Here is a 7,970-nt window from a genome sequence, read left to right on the forward strand (position 1 = left end):
GCGGTGACGTCCGCCTTCTCCGCCTCTGCCGGCGCGGAGCGCGTCATCGAGCTGCTCGACGAGGCGACGCTGCCCCCCGACCRCCCCGGCGCCGTGACACTGCACCCCGACTGCGGGGACCTCGTGTTCGACGACGTGACGTTCACCTACCCCGGTTCGAGCGTCCCCGCGGTGCGCGGCCTGACCTTCTCCGCCCGCCCCGGCGATGTGGTCGCGGTGGTCGGCGCCAGCGGGGCCGGGAAGTCGACCCTGGCGGGGCTGCTGATGCGCAGCCTGGATCCCGACGCCGGCAGTGTGCGGATGGGGGGCACCGATCTCCGCGAGATCCGGCGCGCGACCGTGAGGCGCCAGGTGGCCGTCGTCCTCCAGGAGACCCTGCTCGTCGAGGGCACCGTGCGCGACAACATCGCCTTCGGACGCCCCTCCGCCACCCGTGCCGAGATCGAGCAGGCTGCCCGGGACGCCGACGCCGACGTGTTCATCACGGCACTGCCCGACGGCTATGACACGCGGGTGGGGGAGCGTGGACGGCGTCTCTCGGGGGGGCAGGCCCAGCGGGTGGCCATCGCCCGCGCACTGCTGCGGGACGCGCCGATCCTGCTGCTCGACGAGCCCACGACGGGGCTCGATCCGCTCTCGGCCGAGCGTGTCATCGAGCCCCTGCGACGGCTGATGGCGGGTCGCACGACGATCGTGATCTCGCACACCCTCGCCAGCGTGCGAGACGCCACCCTGATCCTGGTCATGGACCACGGCGAGGTGGTGGAGCGCGGCACCCACGAGGAGCTCGTGGACCGCGGCGGCCGGTATGCGGAGCTGTGGCACGGTCGGGCCTCGGACCACCGGCGGTCCCGGGCGCCGGAGCCGGTGGGTGCCGCATGACCGCGACGAGGACGGAGCCGCCGGTGCTCGCCGCGGGCGAGATGATCGCACCCGGCTACCAGGTGGTCGAGCTGCTGTCGCGGGGCTCCGCCCTCGACGTGTACGAGGTGTGGTCGCAGGAGCGACTCTGCAGCTGCGTCGCCAAGACCGTGAGACCGGACCGGGCCGACGTCCAACGGGTCCGGAACCGCCTGCTGCAGGAGGGCCGGCTGCTGAAGGAGCTGGCGCACCCGCACCTGCCGAGGGCCTTCGAGACCGTGTCGGCTCCCGCCGTCGTGGTCGTGCTCGAGACGGACGTGGGTATGACCCTCGAGGAGCTCATCGACGAGCGACGGCGACGTCTGCCGGTCGCGGACCTGTGCCACCTCGGGCGCCAGCTGGCGTCCGCCGTCCACTACCTCCACGACCACGGCTACCTGCACCTGGACATCCGTCCGGCCAACGTCATGGCCCACGGCGGGACAGCGACCCTCATCGACCTGAGCATCGCCCAGCCGCCGGGACCGGTCCGCCGGGGGACCGGCACCCAGGAGTACCTCGCCCCGGAGCAGGCACGCGGTGACGTCGTCACTGCGGCGACGGATGTCTGGGGCCTCGGCGTGACCCTGGTCGAGGCGGCGACGGGGCTGGCGCCGTTCCGCCCGCTCGACCAGGCCGAGCGCGAGGCCTTCGACGTCGGCGCACACCTCCAGGTGCTGCGCCCGGCGCCCCCGCTCCCGACGCTGCGAGCGCGCCTGCCGCGGGGGTTCACCACCCTCCTGGAGGACTGCCTCTCGGTCGATCCGGAAGGACGGCCCTCGGTCCTCGACGTCCACCGACGCCTCGGTCAGGTCCTGGACGACATCGGACGCTGACGTCCTCGATCGCGTTCACAGTGCTCGGACCGCCGCCCCCTGGGGTGGAGTGCCCGGGTCTCCGCGATCGCAGCGGGAACGTCCACGCCGCCTCCGCGGAATCCAGGACGTTGCTCACGGCTGAAAGGTCAGCCTGCCGGTCCATTCGTGGAGCACAGGACGAGTCACGCCGATGTCCGCCGCGACGGTGACTCCTCCTCGATAGTCGCTCGGAGCCTGTGGGAGGGCATCCTGAACCCCGTGACTTCTCGTGACTCCGCGCGTCAGCATGACCAGGAGAGCCCCAGGGTTCCGGCGGCCGTCCTGTGGGACATGGACGGCACCCTCGTCGACACCGAGCCGTACTGGATCGAGACCGAGTACGCGATGGCCGCGAAGTACGGCGGCACCTGGTCGCAGACGCATGCCCTCAACCTCGTGGGCAACGCGCTGCTCGACTCGGGCGTCTACATCCGCGAGCACATGGGCATCGACCGGACTCCCGAGGAGATCGTCGACGAGCTGCTGGACGGTGTCGTCGAGCGCGTACGCCGCGAGGTGCCGTGGCGCCCGGGTGGGCGCGAGCTGCTCGCCGACCTCCGTGCCCACGACGTGCCGTGCGCGCTGGTGACGATGTCGTGGATGCGCTTCGTGGAGCCGATCCTCGAGCACCTGCCTGCGGGGACGTTCGCGACGATCGTGGCCGGCGACCGGGTCGAGTTCGGCAAGCCGCACCCCGAGCCCTACCTCAAGGCGGCCGCGGACCTCGGCGTCGAGCCCGGCGACTGCGTGGCCATCGAGGACTCCAACACCGGCGCCACGTCGGCGGAGTCGGCGGGCTGCCTGGTGCTGTGCGTGCCCCACCACGTCCCGATCCTGGAGGGGGAGCGCCGGGTCTTCGCCGACACCCTCGCCGGACTCGGCACCGTGGACCTCGCGCAGCTCGCCTCCCGCTGAGAATCGCCACGAACGCCCGCCCGTCGCAACGGTCCGGGAACGGTTGGGCGCCACTTCGGGATCAAGGGTGGCGCACGTCACATTCGAGGGCTACGTTCCGAGAACCGCAGCACACATCGGTGTCCGGAATCCGGACGGGGAGCGAGGAGACATGCGTCGACACACTGTGGCCAGGCTCGGGGTGATCGCCCTGCTGGCCGGCGGGTTGGCCGCCTGCGGCGGCGACTCGGACAACGACGGGGGAGACGGCGGTGGGAGCAGCAGCGGCGGCTCCGGGTCGCCCTGGATCCTCGGCACGACCGACACCGTGACGGCCCTGGACCCGGCCGGCTCCTACGACCTCGGCTCCTCCACCCTCGAGTACAACCTGTACCAGACCCTCGTGACGGTGCCGGCGAAGTCGACGGAGATCGTGGGCGATGCCGCCGACAACTGCACCTACGACGACCCCCAGACCCTGACCTGCACGCTCAAGGAGGGCCTGAAGTTCTCCAACGGTGACGACCTCACGTCCTCGGACGTGAAGTACAGCTTCGAGCGCTCGATCAAGATCCAGGACCCCAACGGCGCGGCGATCTACCTGCTCGGCAGCATCACCGACACGGCCAAGGACGGCACGGTCACCCTCAACGAGGGCGCCATCGAGACCCCCGACGACCAGACGGTCGTCTTCCACCTCGACCACGCCGACACCACCTTCCAGTACGTGCTGACCTACCCGGGTGCCGCGGCGATCGTGGACGAGGACGTCTTCCCGGCCGACACGAAGCTCGCCGACGAGGAGATCATCGGCTCCGGGCCCTACAAGCTCAGCCAGTACAAGGCCGGCGAGCAGGCCGTGCTCGAGCTCAACGAGCAGTACACCGGCGAGAACACGGGGCAGGCGCCGCAGGTCTTCGTCAAGTACTACTCCGAGCCGTCGGCGCTGAAGATCGCCGCCGAGAACGGCGAGGTGGACGTCGCCTGGCGCAGCCTCAGCCCGACCGACATCGCGGACCTCGAGGGCAACGACGCGGTGACGGTGGCCACCGGCGAGGGCTCCGAGATCCGCTACTGGGTGTGGCAGCTGAGCACGCCGGCCGCCAAGCAGCTCCCCGTCCGCCAGGCGGTCGCCCAGGTGTACGACCGCGACGCGATCGCCCAGGACGCGTACGACGGCACGGTGGACCCGCTCCTCTCCATCGTCCCGCCCGGCTATGCAGGACAGAAGGACTCCTTCGCCGAGGCCTACGGCGAGCCCGACGTCGACAAGGCCAAGAAGATCCTCGACGACGCCGGCATCAAGACCCCGGTCGCGCTGACGCTCGGCTGGACGCCCACCCACTACGGCCCGAGCACCGAGGACGAGGCCAACGAGGTGAAGCGCCAGCTCGACGACAGTGGCCTGTTCGCGGTCACCCTGAAGAGCACGGAGTGGGAGCAGTACCAGACCATCTCCAAGGAGGGCGCCTTCGACCTGTTCCTCTACGGCTGGTTCCCCGACTACCCGGACACCGACGACTACCTGTCGCCGTTCCTGATCGACGGAGGCTTCTTCCAGAACAACTACGACAACCCCCAGGCGGAGGACCTCATCGCCCAGGAGCAGGGCACCGACGACGCAGCGGTCCGGGAGGACGCCTTCGGCCAGCTGCAGGACATCACCGCCAAGGACGTGCCCTTCATCCCGTCCTGGGTCGGCACCAACATCGGGGTGTACGGCGCGGGCATCGAGGGCGTCGAGGACACCTTGGACCCGGCGTTCATCTTCCGCTTCTGGCTCGTCAGCAAGAGCGGCTGATCGCGATCGACAGGGAGGTCGTGGGGAGCCGCGCTGAGCGGCTCCCCACGCCTCCTGCGCGGAGAGAGGGCACATGAGCCGTTCCGGTTCCCTGCCGCACTACATCCTTCAACGGGCGCTGCTGGTGATCCCGATGATCTGGGTGATCCTCACCCTGGTCTTCGTCGTGCTGCGCGTCGCCCCGGGCGACCCCGTCTCGGCCGCCCTGGGCGGCAGGCTCGACGAGGAGGCCCTCGACCAGCGGCGCGAGGCGTTGGGACTGAACGAGCCGATGATCAAGCAGTACTGGGACTACCTGTCCTCGGTGATGAGGCTCGACTTCGGCACGACGTTCAGTGACAACCAGCCGGTCCTCCACGTGATCCGTGACAACGGCGGCGCGACCCTGACCCTGACCGTGGCCGCGTTCACGATCGCGCTGCTGGTCGGGATCCCGCTCGGCCTGCTGGCCGGGCGCTACCGGGACTCGGCGGGGGACGTGGCGATCCGGTTCTTCGGGATCCTCAGCTACGCGGCCCCGATCTTCTTCGTCGGCTACCTGCTCCAGGTGTACGTCGCCCAGCCGCTCGGCCTGCCGACGTCCGGCATGGCCACCCCCATCACGATCTTCACGGTCCAGCCGGTCACCCACATCCTGCTGATCGACGCGTTCATCAGCGGCGACACGACCGCGATCAAGGACGTGCTGGAGCACCTGCTGCTGCCGGCGGTCACGCTCGGACTGCTGATCTGCGGGGTCTTCATCCGGCTCGTGCGCGTCAACATCCTGCAGACCATGCAGGGCGACTACGTCGAGGCGGCCGAGGCCCGCGGGATCGCCCGACGCAAGGTGACCCGCAACCACGCGTTCCGCAACGCCCTGGTGCCGGTCATCACGGTGATCGGGCTCCAGTTCGCGCTGCTGCTCGGCGGCGCGGTGCTCACCGAGTCGACGTTCAACTGGCCGGGGCTGGGCCAGAAGCTGGTCGACTACATCAACGACCGGGACTACGGCGCGGTGCAGGGGATCATCACCGTCTTCGCCGTCGCGGTGGTGCTGATCAGCCTGCTGGTCGACATCGTCAACGCCCTCGTGGACCCGCGGGTGAGGTACTGATGCGTGGGGTGCTGGCGAGGTTGTCCAAGCCGTTCACCGACACGGTCGGGCTGGCACGCTGGATGCTCGTCGTCGGCGTCCTGCTGAGCGCCCTGTTCGTGATCTGCGCGATCTTCGCACCCTGGCTGGCGCCGTACGGCTTCGCGCAGTCCGCAGTCGACGGGGTGCGCTTCCCCAAGGCCGGTGCGCCGAGCGCCGAGCACTGGTTCGGCACCGACCGGCTGTTCTTCGACGTGCTGTCCCGCGTCATCTGGGGTGCCCGGACGGCCATCGAGGTGGTCCTGCTCTCGATCCTGTTCTGCGTGGTGCTCGGTGTCCCGCTGGGCCTGGTGTCCGGCTACTACGGCGGGTGGCCGGACCGCGTGCTGGTGCTCGTCATGGACGCGATCTTCGCGTTCCCGTCGTTCCTGCTGGCGATCGTGTTCTCGTTCCTGCTCACCGGCCTCTTCGGGGGGAGCGTGATCGCGGTGGCGCTCTCACTGACCGCGGTCTACATCCCGCAGTACTTCCGCGTCGTGCGGAACACCACCGTGAGCGCCAAGGAGGGCTCCTACGTCGAGGCCGCCCGTGCCATCGGGGCCAGCGACGGCGTCATCATGCGCCGCTACCTGTTCGGCAACGTCATCCAGAGCGTGCCGGTGCTGGGGACGCTCAACGCGGCGGATGCCATCCTCACCCTGGCCGGCCTCGGGTTCCTCGGACTCGGCATCCAGTCCACGGACGCCGCCGAGTGGGGCCACGACCTCAACCGTGCCCTGGCCGACGCCGGCTCGGGCGTCTGGTGGACCGGGCTGTACCCGGGCCTGGCGATCGTGCTGCTGGTCACCGGGCTGACCCTGGTGGGGGAGGGCCTCAACGAGACCCTCAACCCGTCGCTGCGGCGGCGTCGGCTGATGCCGGTCGTGCTGCCGCCCCGCAGGACCGTCACCGGAGAGGAGGTGCACTGAGATGGAGCTCGTCGACGAGGCGGCCGTACAGCGCGGGACGGAGCCGGTGATCTCGGCCCGGGATGTCCGGGTCTGGTACGGCACCACCCGCGGCGCGATCCGGGCGGTCGACGGCGTGTCCTTCGACCTCGCCCCGGGCGAGACCCTCGGCCTGGTCGGGGAGTCCGGCTGCGGCAAGTCCACCCTGGGCCGGGGCCTGATGGGACTGCTGCCCGAGGGCGCCAAGCGTGACGGCGAGGTCATGTTCAAGGGCCACGAGATCCTCTCGATGAGCCCCAAGGACGCCTACCAGCTGAGGGGCAGCGAGCTGGGGATGATCTTCCAGGAGCCGCTCACCCGGCTCAACCCGCTCATGCGCATCTCCGAGCACTTCGAGGAGACGATCCGGCAGCACGACCCTCGCCTGGGCAAGGAGCAGGTGCGGCAGCGTGCCCTCGAGGCGCTGCGGATGATGGGCATCCCGCCCACCCGCTACAAGTCGTACCCGCACGAGTTCTCCGGGGGCATGCGGCAGCGGTTGATGATCGCGCTGGCCCTCGTGCTGCGTCCGGCCTTCGTGGTCGCCGACGAGCCCACCACGGCGCTCGACGTGCTCGTCGAGGCGCAGATCGTCCAGATCCTCAACGACCTGCGCCGCGAGTTCTCGACCTCGCTGCTGCTGATCACCCACAACGTCGGCATCGTCGCCGAGGCGTGCGACCGGGTCGCGGTGATGTACGCCGGACGGATCGTCGAGCAGGGTCTGGTCGACGACGTGTTCCGCAACCCGCAGCACCCCTACACCCGCGAGCTGCTGCGATCCACGATCAGCCTGTCCACGACCGGGCTCGAGTTCATCCCCGGGTCTCCGCCCGACCTCGTCGACCCACCGGACGGCTGCCGGTTCCATCCCCGGTGCCCGCAGGCGATGAAGGTGTGCGCCGAGAAGAATCCGGTGAACATCGAGCGGGCGGGGGGCGGGCGGGTCGAGTGCTGGTTGCGGGGGCCGGAGGACCAGATCCCGGCGGGCGGGACCGAACCCCTGACGCAGGAGGTGCTGAGCGTTGCCGACGAAGCCTGAGACCGTGACCCCGGACGTCGTGACCGCTGACGACACGATCATCGACGTGCGCGGACTGTCGGTGCACTTCGGCCTGCAGGGGGGCAGCCTCGCCCGGCTCGCCGGCCGCGACACTGGCACCGTGAAGGCCGTCGACGGCGTGGACCTGACGCTKCACCGTGGCGAGGTGGTCGGTCTGGTGGGCGAGAGCGGCAGCGGCAAGTCGACACTGGGACGCTCGCTCCTCGGGTTGGTCGACGCGACCGCGGGCAGTGTCGTCTTCGACGGCAAGGACCTCACCGGGATGGGGCGACGTGAGCTCCGACGCATCCGCCGCCACATCCAGATGGTCTTCCAGGACCCGAACGCCGCGCTCAACCCCGCCATGACGGTCGAGGTTGCCGTGGGGGACGCGCTGCGCGTGCAGGGCGTGAAG

At 70.0% G+C, this 7,970-nt stretch carries 8 protein-coding genes; all 8 read left to right on the forward strand.

From position 1 onward, the window contains the following. Positions 1–882: ABC transporter ATP-binding protein (locus ACXJKL_RS09075; protein ID WP_457206739.1), on the forward strand; the 882-nt coding region annotated here is incomplete at its 5' end. Next, the gene (locus ACXJKL_RS09080; protein ID WP_457206740.1) at positions 879–1,736 is read left to right on the forward strand and encodes a serine/threonine-protein kinase; all 858 of its coding nucleotides are present in this window, start codon (positions 879–881) and stop codon (positions 1,734–1,736) included. The genes ACXJKL_RS09075 and ACXJKL_RS09080, both read left to right, overlap by 4 nt. 240 nt (positions 1,737–1,976) lie before the next feature. Beyond that, positions 1,977–2,672, forward strand: a complete 696-nt coding sequence (locus ACXJKL_RS09085; protein WP_457206741.1) for an HAD family hydrolase — start codon at positions 1,977–1,979, stop codon at positions 2,670–2,672. 151 nt (positions 2,673–2,823) lie between these two features. Further along, positions 2,824–4,452 (forward strand): ABC transporter substrate-binding protein, encoded by a 1,629-nt coding sequence (locus tag ACXJKL_RS09090; RefSeq protein WP_457206742.1) that lies wholly within the window; start codon positions 2,824–2,826, stop codon positions 4,450–4,452. A 73-nt stretch (positions 4,453–4,525) separates the two neighbouring features. Further along, the gene (locus ACXJKL_RS09095; RefSeq protein ID WP_457206743.1) at positions 4,526–5,548 is read left to right on the forward strand and encodes an ABC transporter permease; all 1,023 of its coding nucleotides are present in this window, start codon (positions 4,526–4,528) and stop codon (positions 5,546–5,548) included. Continuing rightward, positions 5,548–6,495: an ABC transporter permease gene (locus ACXJKL_RS09100; protein WP_457206744.1), complete on the forward strand. Its 948-nt coding sequence runs from the start codon at positions 5,548–5,550 to the stop codon at positions 6,493–6,495. Before ACXJKL_RS09095 ends, ACXJKL_RS09100 begins: the two co-directional genes overlap by 1 nt. A 1-nt stretch (position 6,496) precedes the next feature. Beyond that, entirely contained in the window at positions 6,497–7,555 is a 1,059-nt protein-coding gene (locus ACXJKL_RS09105) for an ABC transporter ATP-binding protein (RefSeq protein WP_457206745.1), read from the forward strand. A gap of 4 nt (positions 7,556–7,559) precedes the next feature. Next, a partial coding sequence (locus ACXJKL_RS09110; protein ID WP_457206746.1) for an ATP-binding cassette domain-containing protein occupies positions 7,560–7,970 on the forward strand: 411 nt, incomplete at its 3' end.

This window comes from Nocardioides sp. P5_C9_2, from assembly GCF_054049555.1.

Bases quoted from the DNA above. Each gene is read 5' to 3' on its own strand.
- ACXJKL_RS09080 (WP_457206740.1), top strand. From the start codon at position 879: ATGACCGCGACGAGGACGGAGCCGCCGGTGCTCGCCGCGGGCGAGATG.
- ACXJKL_RS09090 (WP_457206742.1), top strand. From the start codon at position 2,824: ATGCGTCGACACACTGTGGCCAGGCTCGGGGTGATCGCCCTGCTGGCC.
- ACXJKL_RS09095 (WP_457206743.1), top strand. From the start codon at position 4,526: ATGAGCCGTTCCGGTTCCCTGCCGCACTACATCCTTCAACGGGCGCTG.
- ACXJKL_RS09100 (WP_457206744.1), top strand. From the start codon at position 5,548: ATGCGTGGGGTGCTGGCGAGGTTGTCCAAGCCGTTCACCGACACGGTC.
- ACXJKL_RS09105 (WP_457206745.1), top strand. From the start codon at position 6,497: ATGGAGCTCGTCGACGAGGCGGCCGTACAGCGCGGGACGGAGCCGGTG.